The organism is Sandaracinobacteroides hominis (assembly GCF_016464365.1).
Taxonomy (GTDB): Bacteria; Pseudomonadota; Alphaproteobacteria; order Sphingomonadales; family Sphingomonadaceae; genus Sandaracinobacteroides; species Sandaracinobacteroides hominis.
This window is the reverse complement of record NZ_JADCUC010000001.1, coordinates 44896-62080: the sequence shown is the minus strand read 5'-3', so window position 1 is coordinate 62080 and position 17185 is coordinate 44896. Positions and strand designations below refer to the sequence as shown.

General features: G+C 64.8%; 17 protein-coding genes, 1 tRNA gene and 1 pseudogene. 9 read left to right on the top strand and 10 right to left on the bottom strand.

Annotated elements, in window-relative coordinates:
- Nucleotide 1 precedes the first annotated feature (1 nt).
- The 5 genes from IM784_RS00310 to IM784_RS00290 all read right to left on the bottom strand — a co-directional run bounded on the left by IM784_RS00310 (nucleotide 2) and on the right by IM784_RS00290 (nucleotide 4606).
- Nucleotides 2-733, bottom strand: coding sequence for a nucleotidyltransferase family protein (locus IM784_RS00310; RefSeq protein ID WP_199553319.1), 732 nt, complete (start codon nucleotides 731-733; stop codon nucleotides 2-4).
- The gene (locus IM784_RS00305; protein ID WP_199553318.1) at nucleotides 721-1707 is read right to left on the bottom strand and encodes an aminoglycoside phosphotransferase family protein; all 987 of its coding nucleotides are present in this window, start codon (nucleotides 1705-1707) and stop codon (nucleotides 721-723) included. The genes IM784_RS00310 and IM784_RS00305 overlap by 13 nt, the downstream gene beginning before the upstream one ends.
- A gap of 37 nt (nucleotides 1708-1744) precedes the next feature.
- Nucleotides 1745-2203, bottom strand: coding sequence for a tRNA (adenosine(37)-N6)-threonylcarbamoyltransferase complex ATPase subunit type 1 TsaE (tsaE, locus tag IM784_RS00300; protein WP_199554081.1), 459 nt, complete (start codon nucleotides 2201-2203; stop codon nucleotides 1745-1747).
- On the bottom strand, nucleotides 2187-3599 hold the full coding sequence (ahcY, locus tag IM784_RS00295; protein WP_199553317.1) for an adenosylhomocysteinase: 1413 nt from the start codon (nucleotides 3597-3599) through the stop codon (nucleotides 2187-2189). The genes tsaE and ahcY overlap by 17 nt, the downstream gene beginning before the upstream one ends.
- Nucleotides 3600-3721: 122 nt before the next feature.
- On the bottom strand, nucleotides 3722-4606 hold the full coding sequence (locus tag IM784_RS00290; protein ID WP_199553316.1) for a mechanosensitive ion channel family protein: 885 nt from the start codon (nucleotides 4604-4606) through the stop codon (nucleotides 3722-3724).
- Between the two features lie 160 nt (nucleotides 4607-4766).
- On the opposite strand from IM784_RS00290, the gene pabB reads away from it, so the two are divergent.
- The 4 genes from pabB to IM784_RS00270 all read left to right on the top strand — a co-directional run bounded on the left by pabB (nucleotide 4767) and on the right by IM784_RS00270 (nucleotide 9572).
- Entirely contained in the window at nucleotides 4767-6452 is a 1686-nt protein-coding gene (gene pabB, locus IM784_RS00285) for an aminodeoxychorismate synthase component I (RefSeq protein ID WP_199553315.1), read from the top strand.
- Nucleotides 6453-6519: 67 nt separating this feature from the next.
- Nucleotides 6520-7722 (top strand): pyridoxal phosphate-dependent aminotransferase, encoded by a 1203-nt coding sequence (locus tag IM784_RS00280; protein ID WP_199553314.1) that lies wholly within the window; start codon nucleotides 6520-6522, stop codon nucleotides 7720-7722.
- Nucleotides 7723-7954: 232 nt separating this feature from the next.
- Nucleotides 7955-8881 carry a protein-methionine-sulfoxide reductase catalytic subunit MsrP gene (gene msrP / locus IM784_RS00275; RefSeq protein WP_199553313.1) on the top strand — a complete coding sequence of 309 codons (927 nt, stop codon included), beginning with the start codon at nucleotides 7955-7957 and terminating at the stop codon, nucleotides 8879-8881.
- A 7-nt stretch (nucleotides 8882-8888) separates the two neighbouring features.
- Nucleotides 8889-9572 (top strand): protein-methionine-sulfoxide reductase heme-binding subunit MsrQ, encoded by a 684-nt coding sequence (locus IM784_RS00270; protein ID WP_199553312.1) that lies wholly within the window; start codon nucleotides 8889-8891, stop codon nucleotides 9570-9572.
- Here the strand turns inward: IM784_RS00270 and IM784_RS00265 are convergent.
- Together IM784_RS00265 and IM784_RS00260 are read right to left on the bottom strand one after the other, a co-directional pair.
- Entirely contained in the window at nucleotides 9517-10173 is a 657-nt protein-coding gene (locus IM784_RS00265; RefSeq protein ID WP_199553311.1) for an HAD family hydrolase, read from the bottom strand. The two genes, IM784_RS00270 and IM784_RS00265, sit on opposite strands and share 56 nt — an antisense overlap.
- Complete coding sequence (locus tag IM784_RS00260) at nucleotides 10170-10727, bottom strand: thermonuclease family protein (RefSeq protein ID WP_199553310.1); 558 nt, start codon at nucleotides 10725-10727, stop codon at nucleotides 10170-10172. The genes IM784_RS00265 and IM784_RS00260 overlap by 4 nt, the downstream gene beginning before the upstream one ends.
- A 70-nt stretch (nucleotides 10728-10797) precedes the next feature.
- Here IM784_RS00260 and IM784_RS00255 point away from each other — a divergent pair, with 70 nt between their 5' ends.
- The 5 genes from IM784_RS00255 to IM784_RS00235 all read left to right on the top strand — a co-directional run bounded on the left by IM784_RS00255 (nucleotide 10798) and on the right by IM784_RS00235 (nucleotide 14439).
- The gene (locus IM784_RS00255) at nucleotides 10798-11934 is read left to right on the top strand and encodes an ABC transporter permease (protein ID WP_199554080.1); all 1137 of its coding nucleotides are present in this window, start codon (nucleotides 10798-10800) and stop codon (nucleotides 11932-11934) included.
- Nucleotides 11934-12758: an ABC transporter ATP-binding protein gene (locus IM784_RS00250; protein WP_199553309.1), complete on the top strand. Its 825-nt coding sequence runs from the start codon at nucleotides 11934-11936 to the stop codon at nucleotides 12756-12758. The genes IM784_RS00255 and IM784_RS00250 overlap by 1 nt, the downstream gene beginning before the upstream one ends.
- Nucleotides 12758-13711: an MlaD family protein gene (locus tag IM784_RS00245; protein WP_199553308.1), complete on the top strand. Its 954-nt coding sequence runs from the start codon at nucleotides 12758-12760 to the stop codon at nucleotides 13709-13711. The genes IM784_RS00250 and IM784_RS00245 overlap by 1 nt, the downstream gene beginning before the upstream one ends.
- Entirely contained in the window at nucleotides 13708-14322 is a 615-nt protein-coding gene (locus tag IM784_RS00240; protein ID WP_199553307.1) for an ABC-type transport auxiliary lipoprotein family protein, read from the top strand. Before IM784_RS00245 ends, IM784_RS00240 begins: the two co-directional genes overlap by 4 nt.
- Nucleotides 14323-14362: 40 nt before the next feature.
- Nucleotides 14363-14439, top strand: a tRNA-Met gene (locus IM784_RS00235).
- 471 nt (nucleotides 14440-14910) lie between these two features.
- Here the strand turns inward: IM784_RS00235 and IM784_RS00230 are convergent.
- From IM784_RS00230 to IM784_RS00220, 3 genes and pseudogenes are all read right to left on the bottom strand, one after another.
- A complete protein-coding gene (locus tag IM784_RS00230; protein WP_199553306.1) occupies nucleotides 14911-15318 on the bottom strand; it encodes a YybH family protein in 408 nt (135 codons plus the stop codon).
- A 233-nt stretch (nucleotides 15319-15551) separates the two neighbouring features.
- Nucleotides 15552-16178 carry an SOS response-associated peptidase family protein gene (locus IM784_RS00225; RefSeq protein ID WP_199553305.1) on the bottom strand — a complete coding sequence of 209 codons (627 nt, stop codon included), beginning with the start codon at nucleotides 16176-16178 and terminating at the stop codon, nucleotides 15552-15554.
- A 233-nt stretch (nucleotides 16179-16411) separates the two neighbouring features.
- Nucleotides 16412-17136, bottom strand: a pseudogene (locus IM784_RS00220) (transposase); the annotation flags it as partial.
- Nucleotides 17137-17185 lie beyond the last annotated feature (49 nt).

Below are 17185 nucleotides of genomic sequence, written 5' to 3'. Positions count from 1 at the left end.
CTCAGAAGCGGTCCAGCAGCGCCTCGGTCTGCTTGACGGCGGCGGCTGTGCCGACATCGAACCAGAGGCCCTGATGGGTGACGCCGTAGAGGCGGCCTTCGGCAGCGGCCTTGTCCCACAGGCTGTTCATGGAGAAGGGCGTGGCTTCGACGCCTTCGAACAGGCGCTTCGACAGCATTTGCAGGCCGGTGTAGACGAAGGGAGCGACGCGCGGCGGGCGGCGGCGGCTGAGGCGACCCAGGGGGTCCATGTGGAAATCTCCCGGGCCACCGTGGCAATTGGCGCGGGCGAGCGGGATCAGCAGCAGCAGCGCATCCATCGCCTCGTCGTCCCAGCGTTCAGCCAGCAGCCGGGCACCGCCGACCGGTCCGTCGATCCAGATATTGTCGGCGTTGATCGAGAGGAAGGGGTCTGTCTTGATCAGCGGCAGCGCCTTGGTGAGGCCGCCGCCGGTCTCAAGGAGCAGCGCGCGCTCGTCAGAGATCTGCACGTTGAGGCCCGAGGGCCTCGCGGCGAGATGCGCCTCCACGCTGTCAGCCATATAGTGGACGTTCACCACCACGTCGGTGACGCCGCCAGCCTTCAGCGTGTCGAGCGCGCGATCCAGCAGCGAGCGGCCGGCGACTTCGACCAGCGGCTTGGGGCGGGTCGCGGTGAGCGGGCGCATCCGGCGGCCAAGGCCGGCGGCGAGCACCATGGCGGAGGTGGGAGCTGCCTTCTTCACTTGCACCATTCTGCCCGGAGGCTTGATGGGACGTTCGCGTCGAACCAGTCGCGCACGGGGGCGAGCGCCGGGTGGGCAAGGTTGCGTTCGGTGTAGCCCCAGACGCGCGGCAGCCGCTCGACATAGCCGGCCCGGCCGTCGCGATCCCTGAGGCGAACGAAGATTCCGAGGATCTTCACGTTGCGCTGGGCGCCGAGCACTTCATAGCTGGCGCGGAAGGCGACTGGGTCCGCGATTTGCGCAGCCTTGGCAAAGCGGCTCAGCATCTCTCGCTCCAGCTTTGGCGAAACGTCGCGGCGGGCATCCTGCAGCAGCGAGACGAGATCATAGGCGGCATGCCCGGCAAGTGCGTCCTGGAAATCGAGCAGGCCAAGTGTTTGCACGCCGGAGCGATCGGGGAGCAGGAGGAGGTTTTCGGCGTGATAGTCGCGCAAGGTTACGACCGGGTTGCGCTCGGTTTCCTCCAGCACGCCAGCCCACACATGGTCCCAGGCGGCGAGATAGGCGTCTGCATCCACCTGGATCCCGGCGGCCTTCGCATACCAGTCCGGAAAGAGCATCACTTCGCGGGCGAGCACCGTGCGATCATAGGGCGGCAGGTCATCCGGCGGGACGAGGCGCTGGAGGTGGGCGAGAATATCGACCGCTGTGGCGTAGGTCTCCTCCTCCAGATGCTGTTCGACCGAGAGCACCGGGCCGACGAGGCGGTCGCCGAAATCCTCGATCAGAAGGAAGCCCTGTGCGAGGTCAGAGGCGAGGAGCCGTGGAGCGGAAAAGCCGGAAGAGACGAGGAAATCGGCGACGCTGATGAAGGGGCGCACATCCTCATGCTCGGGCGGAGCGTCCATCAGCACGGCGCGGCGGCCGCGGTCGGTGACGCGGAAATAGCGGCGGAAGCTGGCATCGCCGGCGAGCGGCGATACCTCGGCCCCGGCCCAGCCGGAGGCCGCGAGGAAATCGGTGGTGCCGGTTCTGGGGATCATGCGGCGCAGGTCCGGAAGATCGTCCGGAAGCGATAAGTCAGCGTGGCGGCCATCGGCTTTCCCAAGCCGGGGGCGCGCGCCAAGTCAAGCGCCGGCTTGGGGTGCCAGCCCCGTCGAGGCGGAGCCAGAGTGCCTCGGGCCAGAGATTCCGGCCCAGCCGTTCGGGCCATTCGACGAGCAGCGCGCCTTCCACCAGCCAGTCATCGAGGGCGAGCGGCTCGGCTTCCGCCGGGGTATCGAGCCGATAGAGATCGGCGTGGGCGATGGGGGGATCGAGCGCGTCGTAATATTGGACAAGCGTGAAGGTGGGGCTGGGGACTTCGCCGGTGTGGCGCAATCCTTCGAGGATGGCGCGGGCGAGCGTGGTCTTGCCAGTGCCCAGATCCCCGGAGAGGGCGATCACGTCGCCCGGTTGCAGGACGGCGGCGAGCCGGGCTCCGATAGCGCGGAGCCCGGCCTCGTCGAGTTCGAGCGACTGCTCAGTAACGGTAGTGATCGGGCTTGAACGGCCCGGCCTGCGAAACGCCGATATAGGCGGCCTGCTTCGGCGTCAGCGTCGTCAGCTTCACGCCCAGCTTTTCGAGGTGGAGCGCGGCCACCTTTTCGTCAAGGTGCTTCGGAAGCACATAGACTTCGTTCCTGTACTTGTCGCCGCCGGTCCAAAGCTCGATCTGGGCAAGCACCTGGTTGGTGAAGCTGGACGACATCACGAACGAGGGGTGGCCGGTGGCGCAACCGAGGTTCACGAGGCGGCCCTTGGCCAGGACCAGGATCTTCTTGCCGTCGGGAAATTCGACTTCGTCGACCTGCGGCTTGATCTCGGTCCACTTCATGTTGGCGAGGCCGGCGATCTCGATTTCCGAGTCGAAGTGGCCGATGTTGCAGACGATCGCCATGTTCTTCATCGCGCGCATGTGATCGACGGTGATGACGGCCTCGTTGCCGGTCGCCGTCACGAAGATGTCGGCGCGGGTGACGGCATCCTCCATGGTGACGACTTCATAGCCTTCCATGGCGGCCTGCAGAGCGCAGATCGGATCGATTTCGGTGACGATCACGCGGGCGCCGCCATTGCGGAGCGAAGCTGCCGAGCCCTTGCCGACGTCGCCGAAGCCGGCGACGCAGGCCACCTTGCCGGCGAGCATGACGTCGGTGGCGCGGCGGATGGCGTCGACCAGCGATTCCTTGCAGCCATAGAGGTTGTCGAACTTCGACTTGGTGACGCTGTCGTTGACGTTGATCGCCGGGAACGGAAGCTTGCCCTTCTTCGACAGTTCGTAGAGGCGGTGGACGCCAGTGGTGGTTTCTTCGGAGACGCCCTTGATGGCGGCAACCGTCTTCGTGAGGTAGCCGGGGCGTTCGGCGATGAAGCGCTTCAGCGTGGCGGCGAAGATTTCCTCTTCCTCGTTGCCGGGGGTGAACAGGGTTTCGCCGGCCTCGACGCGGGCGCCCCAGAGCGCGAACATGGTGGCGTCGCCGCCGTCGTCGAGGATCATGTTGCAGGTGACGTCCTGCCCCCAATCGAAGATGCGGACGACATAGTCCCAATATTCCTCCAGCGTTTCGCCCTTGACCGCGAACACCGGGATGTTGCGCGCGGCGATGGCGGCGGCGGCATGATCCTGGGTGGAGAAGATGTTGCACGAGGCCCAGCGGATCTCGGCGCCGAGATCGGCCAGCGTCTCGATCAGCACGGCCGTCTGGATGGTCATGTGCAGCGAGCCGGTGATGCGCGCACCCTTCAGCGGCTTCGTCGTGCCGAACTCTTCGCGGAGCGCCATCAGGCCGGGCATTTCGGTTTCGGCGATGGCGATCTCCTTGCGGCCGAAATCGGCGAGGCCGATGTCTGCGATCACGAAATCGGTGAAATCGGGCTTATGCGCGGTGGCCACGGGCGGCTCCTCATATGGGGAAAACAGGCCTGCGCCTTAGCCGTCGGCGCAAACACTTGCAACTTTCTTTATGTCTTTATGTGATGCGCGAGGTGCGAAGCGGCACCTCGCGCATACGGATTTCAGCTTTTTGATGCAGGTTTGGCAGCGGGCTTCGCGGCCGTCTTTGCCGTGGCAACTTTCGGGGGTGCGCCGTCGATCATGATCAGCTCCTCCCGTTCGACGACATAGGGTGGCGGATAGCCGGCCGAGGCGAAGGTGGAGGCGATCGCCTTGTTGGTGTCGAAATAGACCTGCCAATAATGATCTGTGTGGCAATGCGGACGGACGCACAGCAAGGTTCCGCGCTCGTTGAAATCGAGGATCTCGACCGTGGGCGCCGGATCGGCGAGCACATTGGGAATGGCTGCGAGCGCCGGCTTCAGCTTCTCGATGGCAGCCAGCGGGTCGATGCCGAAGGCGAGCTGCGCCTGCCGTTCCACCCGGCGGTGCGGGTTGGCGCTGTAGTTCTTGATGACGTCGGTCGAAACCTTGGAGTTGCCGACCACATGGACGACATTGTCGGGACTGTTGAGGATGGTGTTGAACATGCCGATTTCCGTCACCGTGCCCTCCACGCCGCCGGCGACGACATAGTCGCCGACTTTGTAGGGGCGGAAGATGATGAGGAAGGCGCCGGCGGCGAAATTGCCGAGCAGGCCCGACCAGGCGGCACCGATGGCGAGGCCGACACCGGCGAGGAGCGCGGCGAAGCTGGTCGTCTGCAGGCCGAAGTAGCCGAGGATCGCGACCACCAGCAGGATGTTGAGGACCACCGACAGGATGTTGGCGATGTAGCGCTGCAGCGTGGGATCGAAGTTGCGCGCGGTTAAGATGCGCGAAAGGCCCTTGATGGCGAAGCTGATCAGCCAGCGGCCGATCATGTAAAGGACGAAAGCCGCGCCCACCTTGATGGCGACAGCCGTGATGATCGGCACCGCCTTGTCCCACATGACTACGAAATCCATTCGGTGTTCCCCTGTTGTGTGGCGCCGTCATGCGGCAGGTCGCTGCTGCAGACTGCGCAGATTTCGCCAATTTGCGGCGGCGAAAGACTGCGCCGCTTTTTTGCGCGGGTAAAGACGCCGGGCTTTGGCAAGCGCAAAGGGATGCGGTAGCGGACGCCGGATGTTCGACTGCCGCCAACCCTTTGCCCTGTTGTGGGACGTTGATCTGGGGGCGGCGCGGCTGTTCACCGGCTTTCGCCGCTGGGCGGCCGACCTGCGCGCGGTGGACGATTGGCTGGCGGGCGGCATTTCCTATGAGGCCGGGCATGTGGGCGAGCCGCGGCTGGCCGGGCTGGCGCATGGCGAGCCGTGGATGCGGATGGGGCGCTTCGGGCCGCCGGCGCTGCTGGATTTCGCGGCGGTCATGCAGCTGCTGCAGCCGTTCCGAGGACCGGTGGCAGTGGGAGAGGTGGAACCGTTGGTGGCGAGAGACGACTGGCTGGCGGCGGTTGGTCGGGTGCAGGACTATGTCGCGGCGGGCGATATCTATCAGGCGAACCTGACCTTTCCGGCGCAGGTAGCTGTGCGCGGGCATCCACTGGCGTTGTTTGCGCGGCTGTTTTCGCCGGCGGCCGCGCCGCATGGCGGGGTGATGCATGACGGCGCGGGTCGCTGGTGGCTGAGCCTGTCGCCGGAGCTTTTTTTCACTCTGGCGGACGGCGTTCTGACGGCGCGGCCGATGAAGGGGACTGCGGCGCGCCCTGCCCTGCCGGAGGCCGATCGGGTGGCGGCGGCGGGGCTGGCGGCGGACGGGAAGAATCGAGCGGAAAACCTGATGATTACCGACCTGATCCGCAACGATCTCTCACGGGTGGCGGTGCCCGGGAGCGTGAAGGTGCCGGAGCTGTTCCGCGTGGAGAGTTATCCAAGCGTCCACCAGATGACATCAACGGTTACAGCGCAGCTTGCGGCGGGACTGGAGGCGGCGGACGTGGTGCAGGCGCTGTTTCCGTGCGGATCGGTGACGGGGGCTCCGAAGATCCGGGCGATGCAGGTGATTGCGGAACTGGAGGCCGCGCCGCGCGGACTGTATTGCGGAAGCCTTGGCTGGATTGCGCCGGCTGGGCGGGCGGCGCGCTTCAACGTGGCGATCCGGACGCTGGAGCTATGCGACGGCACGGCACGGCTGGGGCTGGGGGCGGGCATCGTTGCCGACAGCATTGCCGCCGATGAGTGGGAGGAATGCCTCACCAAGGGCCGCTTTCTGCACGCGTCGCGCCCGCGCACGTTGATCGAGACAATGCGGCTGGGGGCGGACGGACGGATCGCCCGCATCGATCTGCATCTGCACCGGCTGGGGGGATCGGCTGCGCGGTTCGGATTTCGCTTCGATGCGGGCGCGGTTGGGGCGCGCTTGCGGCAATTGCCGGAGGGACCGGCGCGGCGGCTGCGGCTGTTGCTGGATGCCGGCGGCGCCGTCGCCCTGCAGCTTTCGCCGCTGCCGGCTGTTCCGTCGGGCCCGGTGCAGGCGGCGATCGTGCCGCTGCCCATCGCCGCCGGAGACTGGAGGCTGGCCCACAAGACAGGGGACAGGGACTTCTATGACCGGGCGCGAAGCGAGAATTTTGAAGTGGTTTTCGAGAGGCCCGACGGGTTGCTGACCGAGGGCAGCTTCACCAGCCTGTTCGTCGAGCGGGATGGCGTGCTGCTGACACCGCCGATTGGCCTGGGGCTGTTGCCCGGGGTGCTGCGGGCGGAACTGCTGGCGAGCGGACAAGCGGTGGAAGCCGAATTGCGATGCGACGATCTGGCCGGCGGCTTCTGGCTGGGCAATTCGGTGCGCGGATTGTTCGCAGCGCGGCTTTGAACGCTTGCCGCATTGCAGCGACGCGCCTAAGCCGCGCGCGGACTTTCTCTCCCGAAGGACTCGACAAATGGGACTGCTTTCTGCCGCCATCAACCGTATCCAGCCTTCGCCCACCATCGCGGTGTCGAACAAGGCTGCAGAGCTGAAGGCGGCCGGGCGCGACATTATCGGTCTTGGTGCGGGCGAGCCGGATTTCGACACGCCGGACTTTGTGAAAGAGGCTGCGATCGAGGCGATCCGCAAGGGGCAGACGAAATATACCATCGTCGATGGTACGCCCGAGCTGAAGAAGGCCATCCAGGCAAAGTTCAAGCGCGACAATGGGCTGGACTATGCGCTGGACGAGATCAGCGTGAACGTCGGCGGCAAGCAGACCATCTTCAACGCCTTCGTGGCGACGCTGGACCCCGGCGACGAGGTCGTGATTCCGGCGCCATATTGGGTTTCCTATCCGGATATCGTGCTGTTCTGCGGCGCCAAGCCGGTGATCCTTCCCTGCCCGCTGGAAGCCGGTTTCAAGCTGCAGCCCGCACAGCTGGACGCCGCGATTACGCCCCAGACCAAGTGGGTGCTGCTGAACTCGCCGTCGAACCCGACGGGGGCGGCCTATACCTATGACGAGCTGAAGGCGCTGGCCGACGTGCTGATGGGCCACCCGCACGTCTATATCCTGACCGACGACATGTATGAACATGTGGTCTATGACGATTTCAAGTTCGCCACCATCGCCGAGGTGGAGCCGCGGCTCTATGAGCGGACGCTGACGGTGAACGGCGCCTCCAAGGCCTATGCGATGACAGGCTGGCGCATCGGTTTCGCGGGCGGGCCGAAGCCGATCATCAAGGCGATGGCGAAGATCCAGTCGCAATCGACATCCAACCCCTGCTCTATCGCGCAGGCGGCGGTGGTGGCGGCGCTGAACGGGCCGCAGGATTTCCTGATCGAGCGCAACAAGGCGTTTCAGGAGCGGCGCGACCTTGTCGTTTCGATGCTGAACCAGGCAAACGGCCTCTCCTGCCCGCAGCCGGAAGGGGCGTTTTACGTCTATCCCGACTGCTCTGGCCTGATCGGCAAGACAACGCCGAGCGGCAAGCTGCTGACCAATGACGAGGATGTGGCGGCCTATTTCCTGGATACCGAGGGCGTCGCCGTGGTGCATGGCGCAGCGTTCGGGCTCTCGCCCGCGTTCCGCATCAGCTATGCGACGTCGACCAGCGTGCTGGAGGATGCCTGCCGGCGTATCCAGCGCGCCTGCGCACAGGTCGCCTAAGCCAGCCACATCGCTGCCAGCCTTGGTGCGGAACAGCGCGCAGACCGCCGGGTCTGCGAACGGGCCCATGCGCGCCCATTTCCAGCGGGCGATGACGGCGGTGCCATATTGGTGTGACAGGGTCGCCGGTTCGCGGTGTGGATCCCCGCTATCTGGCCGCCGCAACCAGATTAATGGGCTGCGCCATCTTGGATGTAACTTCCGGTTCAGTTCCATCGTATAACATCGGGCCATGCGCTATCTTCAAAGACCCGACTGGCACCTTCCCGAAGCGGCGGCGACGCCCGAAGGCCTCTTTCTGGGGCGGCGGCAGATCGTCGCCGGGATGGCGGCGGCTGGATTGTTGCCTGGCATGACAGCGGCGGCGCCGGCCGCGCTTGCGTCGCGGCGGACGGTTTCGCTGAACGAAGAACCGACCTCGCTGGAAGCGGTGACAGGCTATAACAATTTCTATGAGTTCGGGCTGGACAAGGGCGATCCGGCCGAGAACTCCGGCACCCTGCGGCCTTCGCCCTGGACGCTGAAGGTGGGCGGCATGGTGAACAAGCCGCTGACGCTGGACGTGGACAGCTGGATATCGAAGCTGAGCCTGGAAGAGCGCGTCTATCGGATGCGCTGCGTGGAGGGCTGGTCGATGGTGATCCCGTGGGTGGGATTTCCCTTGGCGGCGCTGGTGAAGGCAGCCGAGCCGCTGTCTGGGGCGAAGTATGTGCGGTTCACGACCCTGAATGATCCCAAGCAGATGCCGGGCCTGAAATTTCCGGCGCTGGATTGGCCCTATCGCGAAGGGCTGCGGATGGACGAAGCGATGAACCCGCTGGCGATACTGGCGGTGGGGCTCTATGGGCGGCGGCTGCCAAACCAGAACGGCGCGCCGATCCGGCTGGTGGTGCCGTGGAAATATGGCTTCAAGTCGATCAAGTCGATTGTTGCGGTGGATTTCGTGGAGCGGCAGCCGCTGACCAGTTGGAACCAGTCGCAGCCTTCAGAGTATGGATTTTATTCCAACGTGAACCCGGACGTGGACCATCCGCGCTGGAGCCAGGCGACCGAGCGGCGGATCGGCGAATTCCGCAAGCGGGCGACCTTGCCGTTCAACGGCTATGGCGAGCAGGTGGCGGCGATGTATCGCGGCATGGACCTGAAGAAGTTCTTCTGAAGTGGCGTTGGATTCGCCAGAACCTGCCAAGCTGCGGATTTCGAGCGCAGCGCGGTTGAATGCCCCTCCGCGCTGGCTGAAGCCCGTCGTGCATCTATTGGCGGCGCTGCCGGCGCTTTGGCTGTTGTGGGCGTGGGGGGATTTGCTGTTCCTGAATCCGGCCTCGATGCAGCTGTCGGCAGAGCCGGTCGCCTATACGCATAATCTGCTGGGGCTGACGGCGCTCAGGTGTCTGCTGGCCTGTCTGGCGGTTACGCCGGTCTTCAAGTTGAGCGGCTGGACGCCGGTGATGTCGCTGAGGCGGATGCTGGGGTTGTGGGCCTTCGCCTATGCGGTGGCGCATTTGCTGTTCTACATGGCGATGGAGCTGGATTTCAGCCTGACGCTGCTGCTGAAGGAGGTGGCGAAGCGGCAGTTCATCCTGTTCGGGATGCTGGCGCTGCTGTCGATGCTGCCTCTGGCGCTGACGAGCACGCGCGCCGCGATCAAGCGGCTGGGCGGGAGGGCGTGGCAGCGGCTGCACCGGCTGGTGTATCTGGCCGGCCTTGCGGCGGCGGTGCATTTCATCCTGCGGGTGAAGGGCTTCCAGCTGGAGCCGTGGGTGTATCTGGTGGTGCTGGTGCTGCTGCTGGCGATCAGGCTTTTGCCCAATCGCAAACGGGCCAGCCGCGCAGCTGCGCAACCTGCCTGAGTGCATCGGACGGATTGGCGGCCACCGGTTCGTCTGCCCATTCGAGCACAATCAGGTCGCTCACATGATCCGACGAGAATTTTACATGGGTGGGCCGGGCGTCGAGGCTTGCGAGGATCATCCGCAGCTTGCCGATATCGTAGCAGTTCTCGCCGCGGATTTCGGGCGTGAGGAAATCGCCTTCCCAGCGGTTTTCGGTGGCGACGATGCGATCTATGCCCCAGCGCCGGGCCAAGGCTTCGACGTAGTGGCGGCAGCTGGCGGTGGCAATGGCGACTTCGAAGCCCGCAGTGCGATCGGCGGCGATGGCGGCCAGCGCGCCCTGCAGTTCGTTGTCCGCGCCGAAGCCGGCGGCAAAGCTGTCGGCCGCGCGCTCCACCTTTTCGCGTGGGCTCCGGCGGCCGATCATCAGCGCTTGTGTAGCCTGTTTCAGCCCCTTGCGGTCGGTGAGGTGCAGCGCATAGCCAAGCGCAGGCACCAGCATCAGCGGCGCCAGGAGCAGCCGCGCGGGCGCTTCGGTGCGGGCGTAGTGGAAGAGCCACGACATCCAGCTCGGCTTGCGGATAATGGTATAGTCCATGTCGTAGATGGATAGCTTCATTGCTCCTGGCTCCCGTCCGGGCTTCTGGGGTTCATCTGGCGCCATGTCGGAGGTGGAACCCGGTCCTTCTGCGGCAGTTTCCACAGGCCGCGCCCGGCCTTTCGGGCGGCGTCCTGCCCGGCGCGGATGTGGCTGTCCTTCATATAGCGATCGAATGCCCAGGCATGTCCCTGCTCTGTCATCCAGGCGTTCACATAGGTCTTGCCTACCCAGACGCGGGCGACCACCCGGTTGTAGCGATCACGATCCGTCACTTCCACGCGCACCTGTTTGCCGTTCACCAGCAGCCGCAGCGCCGACCGCGACTGAATGCCCCATGGCTGCGAATATTCCGGCGCATCGATGCCGGCCAGCCGGATTTCGCTGGTGCGCTTAACATCCGGGCGGAACACCAGAAGGGAGTCTCCATCCTTGACGCGGGTAACGCGTCCTTCAAATGCTGCGCGGGTAACGCGTCCCTCAAATGCTGCGCGGGTAGCGCGGCCCTCGAAGCTGCTGGCCTGCAACGGGATTGCCGCAAGCAGAACAAACGTGAAAAGCAGGCGGCGAAACATCTGCCCTTCCCTTGCACCGGCAAGGGCCGATATGCAAAGTGCGTTCAACAGGGAGGAGCTGCAAGACCGGATGCCGCTGATCGCGCCCCCTGACGCCTCCGCAACGCATGCCAGCCTTACGGCAGACGGCAAGCTGCTGCGCCTGGAAGGGCGGCTGACAATTGCCAACGCGGCGAAGCTGGAGGTGGAGCTGGGCTCTCTGCTGGACGGTTTCGACGGTCCTGTGGCGATCGACCTGTCGCGGGTGGAGCGGATCGACACGGTTGGCGCCTGGATCGTGCACCGGCTGCTGCGCGACCGCCCCGGCAGCGAGGTGAAGGGCGGTTCGCCGACAGCACAGAAGCTTTTGACCGAGGTGGCGGCCGCCGATCGACCCTGCGCCGTGCGGCCAGTTGCAGAGCCGTTCCTGGAGCGCGAGCTGGTTCGGCTTGGCGCCTATATGGTCGAGTTCCGCGACACGCTGATGGCGGGGCTGTCGTTCGTGGGGCTGACGATTATTTCGGCCTGGCAGGCCTTTCGGAGCGGTCGCGGGGTGCGGGTGAACGCCATCACCGTACAGATGGAGCAGGTGGGGGTGAACGCCATCGGCATCATCGGGCTGATGAGCTTCCTGATCGGCATCGTGCTGGCGCAGCAGGGGGCGACGCAGCTGAAGCAGTTCGGGGCGGAAATCTTTGTCATCAACCTTGTCGGCCGGGTGACCTTCCGCGAGCTGGGCATCTTGCTGACGGCGATCATGGTGGCAGGGCGTTCGGCCTCTGCCTTTGCAGCGCAGATCGGCTCGATGCAGCTGGCCGAGGAAGTGGATGCCATGCGCACCATCGGCGTCGATCCAGTGGAGGTGCTGGTGCTGCCGCGGGTGATCGCGCTGACGCTGATGCTGCCGCTGCTGGCCTTCTACGCATCGATTCTTGCCGTTATCGGCGGCGGTCTCTTCACCTGGGCTTCGCTGGACATTCCGCCTGCCACTTATGTGCAGCGGCTGCGCGAGGTGGTGCCGATGTCCGATGTGTGGATCGGGCTTTCCAAGGCACCTGTCTTTGGGGCGATCATCGCCATCATCGGCTGCCATCAGGGCTTTCAGGTGAGCGGCAATGCGGAATCGGTGGGCATCCGCACGACCCGTGCCGTGGTGGAGGCGATCTTTATCGTCATCGTGCTGGATGCCTTCTTCGCCGTCTTCTATTCGGCGCTGGGCTATAACTGATGGCGGAGAGGGAACCGATCATCGAAGTGCGCGGGCTGGTGAACCGCTTCGGCAAGCAGGCAGTGCACGAGGGGCTGGACCTCGACGTCTATCCCGGCGAGATTCTGGGCGTGGTGGGCGGTTCGGGTGCGGGGAAGTCGGTGTTGATGCGCTCGATTATCGGCCTCAGGAAACCCGACGAGGGATCGATCCGCGTGCTGGGGCAGGAGGTGCTGGGTGCCGATATCACCCAGGATCCCGGAATCACAAGGCGCTGGGGCGTGCTGTTTCAGGGGGGCGCGCTGTTTTCCGGGCTGACGGTGGCGGAAAATGTGCAGGTGCCGATGCGCGAATATTTCGCACTTTCCGACGAGCTGATGGACGAGATTGCCGCCTACAAGATCTCGATGGTGGGTCTGCCGCCAGAGGCCGGGCCGAAATATCCCTCGGAGCTTTCCGGTGGCATGCGAAAGCGCGCGGCGCTGGCCCGAGCGCTGGCGCTGGATCCGATGCTGCTGTTCCTGGACGAACCGACAGCCGGGCTGGATCCGATTGCTGCCGACGGGTTCGACAAGCTGATCCGGACTCTGGCCGATACCATGCAGCTGACCGTGTTCCTGATCACGCACGATCTCGACACGCTGCACGCCATCTGCGACCGGGTAGCTGTGATCGCCGACCGGAAAATCATCGCCAGCGGGACAGTTGCCGAGTTGACGCGGTTCGAGCATCCGTGGGTGCAGGAATATTTTGCCGGTCCCCGTGGCCGGGCTGCGGCCGTTGCCTCTGAACCGGGGCGCGGGCCGGGTGTGGACGGGCCGCATGCGCCTCTGGAGGTCGGCTGATGGAGAGACGCAATTCGTACATGCTGGTGGGCGCCGTCACCTTCATACTGGTGCTGGCGCTGTTCGGCTTCGTGCTGTGGCTGGCGCGCTTTTCCCGCGAGGACAAGGATGCCTATGACATCTTCTTCGCCCAGTCGGTCGCGGGGCTTGCGGTAGGATCGAACGTCTCCTTTTCCGGCGTGCCCGTGGGTCAGGTGCGGCAGATCGCGCTGATGCCGGAAACGCCACAGTTCATTCGCGTGCGGATCGAACTGCAGCCGGATACGCCGGTGCTGGCCGGCACCACCGCCTCGCTGACGTCTGTCGGCTTTACCGGCGTAACCGAAGTGCAGCTGAGCGGCAGCATGCGCGGGCAGGCGCCGCTGACCGAGCCCGGCCCCTATGGCGTGCCGGTGATCCCGGCGACCCCGGGCGGCTTCGGACAGCTGCTGGAATCGGCGCCGCAGGTACTGGAGCGCGCGTCCACCCTCTTGGCACGGCTGAACGAAGTGTTTGATGATGAAAACCGGGCGGCGCTGGCGAGCCTGGTGACCAACCTGGACAAGACGGCGAGCGTGGTGGCCGAGGAGGGCCCCGCGATTCGCCGGACCTTGCGCGAAGCCGAGCAGACGCTGAAGGCCGCCACGCGCGCTGCCGACAGCCTCGCCCAGGCCGGAAACACGGCGAATACGCTGCTGACCGAGGATGGGAAGCCACTGGTCGCCGAGCTGAAGCGCGCCATTGTCACCACCGAGGCAACGCTGAGCCGCGTCGAGAAGCTGACCGCTGCCGCCGAGCCGGGCGTGAACACGCTGGCGACGCAGACGGTGCCGCAGGTGAATCAGCTGGTGGCCGAACTGCGTGACGTGACGCAGCAGTTGGGGGCGCTGGCGGCCAAGATCGACGAGGATCCACTGGGCACCGTGGTGGGCGGACGTCCGCTTCCCGATTATGAACCGGAGAAACAGAAATGACGCGCGCCCTGCCCCTGTCGATCCTTGCCGGTTGCGGGATGCTGACGCTGTCCGGTTGCGGTCCGCTGGTGCAGATCGGCGGCAATGCCCCGCGACCGGACGCGCTCTATACGATTTCGGCGCCGCCGCCCGCGTCGGTGGCGGTTGGCCAGCAGCCGGTGGACATGAAGGCGGCGGTGACGATCGATACGCCGGCAGTGCCCGGCCCGCTGCAGACGCTGCGTATCCCGGTGACCGTTTCCGACACCAGCATCCAGTATGTGCAATCGGCGCAATGGGCCGAGCAGCCGAACCGGCTGTTCCAGCGGCTGTTGGCCGATACGCTGACGGCGAACGGAATTGCCGTCATCGACCAGCGCTCCAGCGGGCAGATCGGCGGACGGCGGTTGACGGGGCAGCTGATGGCCTTTGGCGTGGACGTGCGCGGGGGGCCTGCCGTGAAGATCCGCTATGATGCGACACTCTATGGCCCGGCTGGCATCCGCCAGCGGAGATTCGAGCGGGAAGCGGCACTGGGCCGGGTGGACGGCCCGGAAGCGTCGACCGCGCTGAACGGCGTTGCGAACCTGATCGCGGCAGATGTTGCGAAATGGGTTGGAACTTCGGGTTGACCGGTGCGTGACGGGAGGCTAACGCCCCTGCCTCACGGCTGGCGGGGTAGCTCAGCTGGTTAGAGCACAGGATTCATAACCCTGAGGCCGCGGGTTCAAGTCCCGCCCCCGCCACCAAGTGTATCTAAGCAGTTGAAATGCTTAGAACATGTTGAAATCACAGGGATTTTCTACACGCGACTGCTACACGTGCGGCAGTTGGAAGAAGATTGGCGGGATAGCTCTGCACAGGAGTTTCGGCAGGAGGCTCGGGAGCCTATCCGGCAGCGCATTCTATCTCTGATGGAAAAGCCCACCCGCGACCTGACGCCGAAGGATGCTGCCGCCATAAGTATCGCCCGAGAACTGCGGCGTGAGCGGGACGAGGAACGGCACCGGGCGCACATGGCCAAAGCGCGGGAACGGACGGCGAGGCGCAGGACGGAAACGCAGATTGCAGCACCCTTCGCCGAACCCGCCTTGCTGCGTCGCCTGCGACGACCACCATTCTGAGGCGTTGGAGCCTCCGGCAAAGCCGGGGCGTGTCACCCAGCCCGCCGACGAGCGGTGGATCGTCAGGCGAGCTTGGCGCCAGGATCACGTCGTCAACTACGCCTGCGGTGGGACCGGATCCGCATGCCTGTGAACAACTTTCCAGTCCTCGCCCTCCAACCGGAATACCGTGGTGACGCGCAGAGCTGCTGGTGACGAGTCGTCCGCGCCACCAAACTTTACGTGTCCGCGCTCCACTTCCACGATCACGGCCAGATTATCTGCGACATACGCCGCGACCCGTTCAAAGTCGGTCGCTGCACCCTCCCGAAAATTTGCTGCCGCCCTGGCAAGGGCGGCCTCGACCTGCTCGCGCCCGACCGCAAACGGGCCGAAAGGATTGCCCCAGCTTACATCGTCACGATCGCTCAACAGAGCCGCATAGCCCTGGCCGCTCCCCTTGAGCATCGTGTCGAGGGCACGCTGATTGAGCGCAATGGCCTCTTCGAGTGTGGTTGCCGTCATCTTTCGCAATCCTCCTGTGGTGTCTGGTCCAGGGCTTGAAACGTCATCATACCGCTATACGATTCTCGCGACCGATGCGTGAGAAACGATCGCCGGCAAACGATGCGTAGCGTGGGATGCCAGGACGTGAACCCAAAGAGGGCGCGTGCAGCAAACGGCCTGCATCCCGCATGAAGACGTCGTACTGCGCGGAAACAGTTTAACGCATCTGTTCATATCGGAGCGGTCGCTCATCAGCGCACGGTCATCATAGCTGCAGAATAGGGTCTGATCAGTTGTCGTGCCCTGGGCCAGTCGCCGTGAAGCCAGAGGTCTCGCGCTTCGGGGTTGGCTGGAAGTATCGTCGGCATGGCGTCACGGCCTGCCATCTGCAGAACGTCATTTGGCGGGCAGGTCAACAGCGCAAAACTCGGAACCTCGCTGTCCTTCCACACACCTGCCAGGGCGAAAAGAGGCTGGTCAGCGCAGCCGACCCAATGCCGCAGGCGACGACCGTCCCGGTCTCTCCCCTTTCCCGGAACCAGGAACGCTGTGGCCGGTACCAGGCACCGGAACTCGGCGTTGCGCAGGTTGCCAATCCAGAACGGGCTATCGGCATTGCGCACGGTCAACACGCCGTATCCAGCTTCGGTCGAAGCCGGTCCCGGAGGTGGCACACCCCACACACGCGGCACGATCCGCGCCGTCAGCTGTTTGCCGGCGGGTCGTGGGCCAGCAATGAAATCGCGCCCGGCGGTGACGACAGGTGCAAATCCTCCCGGCGCAATCTGGCCGCCCGCCCACGGATCCGCTCCAGCCCTGGCATTAAAGGCTCGGGCAATATCGGCGGAGGTAGAATCGATGCGATAGAGCGCGGTCATGAGGAGCACGGCCTATGTGTCGTCACCCGCAGACTGTCGAACATCGAGTTTGCCTTGGCAAGCGGATGGCAGACCGGAGGTGCGTAGTGGTCACCCGCAACCGTTCGTCAATTGTTCGTCTGGCGGAGAGGATAGAACCAACCGATCCATCACACCCAAAGCAGCCTCCAAAAGACAACCTTGAATCAGACTTCGAAACCAAAAGAAATCCTAAGAGTCCACACCACCTAGGGCGACTTGTCCGCCACCAGCGCCAGGCACTCCCGCGTGCAATCATCGACGACACACAGGATGCGAAACCGCAGGCCGCAGGCCATTGCATCGCCCACAAAGTCCAGGCTCCATCTCTGGTTGGGCCCCTGTGGCAGCATCATCGGCGACCTGGTGCCCAGCGCCCGCTTGCGCCCTCCACGCCACCTGACCTTCAACCCTTCCGGTAGATCCTCAGCAGCTTCTTGTGGTTGGGCGCGATCCCTTCACGTTCCAGCAGATAGCCCAGGCGCCAGTAGCCGAACCGCCGACGCTCGCCTGCCAGCACGCGCAGCCGGGACCGCAACTCGGCATCGTCCGGGCGCGTGGGCACATAGCGCGCCACCCGCCGCGCGATCCCCCACCAGTTGACACGCCCGACGCTCGCTCAGCCCATACTGTTCCCGGGCATGTGCGACCGCGTCCCGCTTCGCGTCGCGCGTCACCATTTTTTTGATGTCAGATCCTTCCGCACCGCATTGTCGAGCATCGCTTCGGCCAGCAGCCTCTTCAGCCGGCTGTTCTCATCCTCCAGCGCCCGCAGCCGCTTGGCCTCCGACACCTCAAGACCGCCGAACTTCGCCTTCCACTTGTAGAAGGTCGGCGAGCTGATCCCGTGGCGGCGACAGACCTCCACCGTTCGTGACCCCGCCTCCTGCTCTCGTAAAATCCCGATCATCTGCTCTTCGCTGAACCTGCTCCGCTTCATCCGTCCGTCTCCTCATGAGCCGGACCTACCTCATCGCAGTCACATTTCA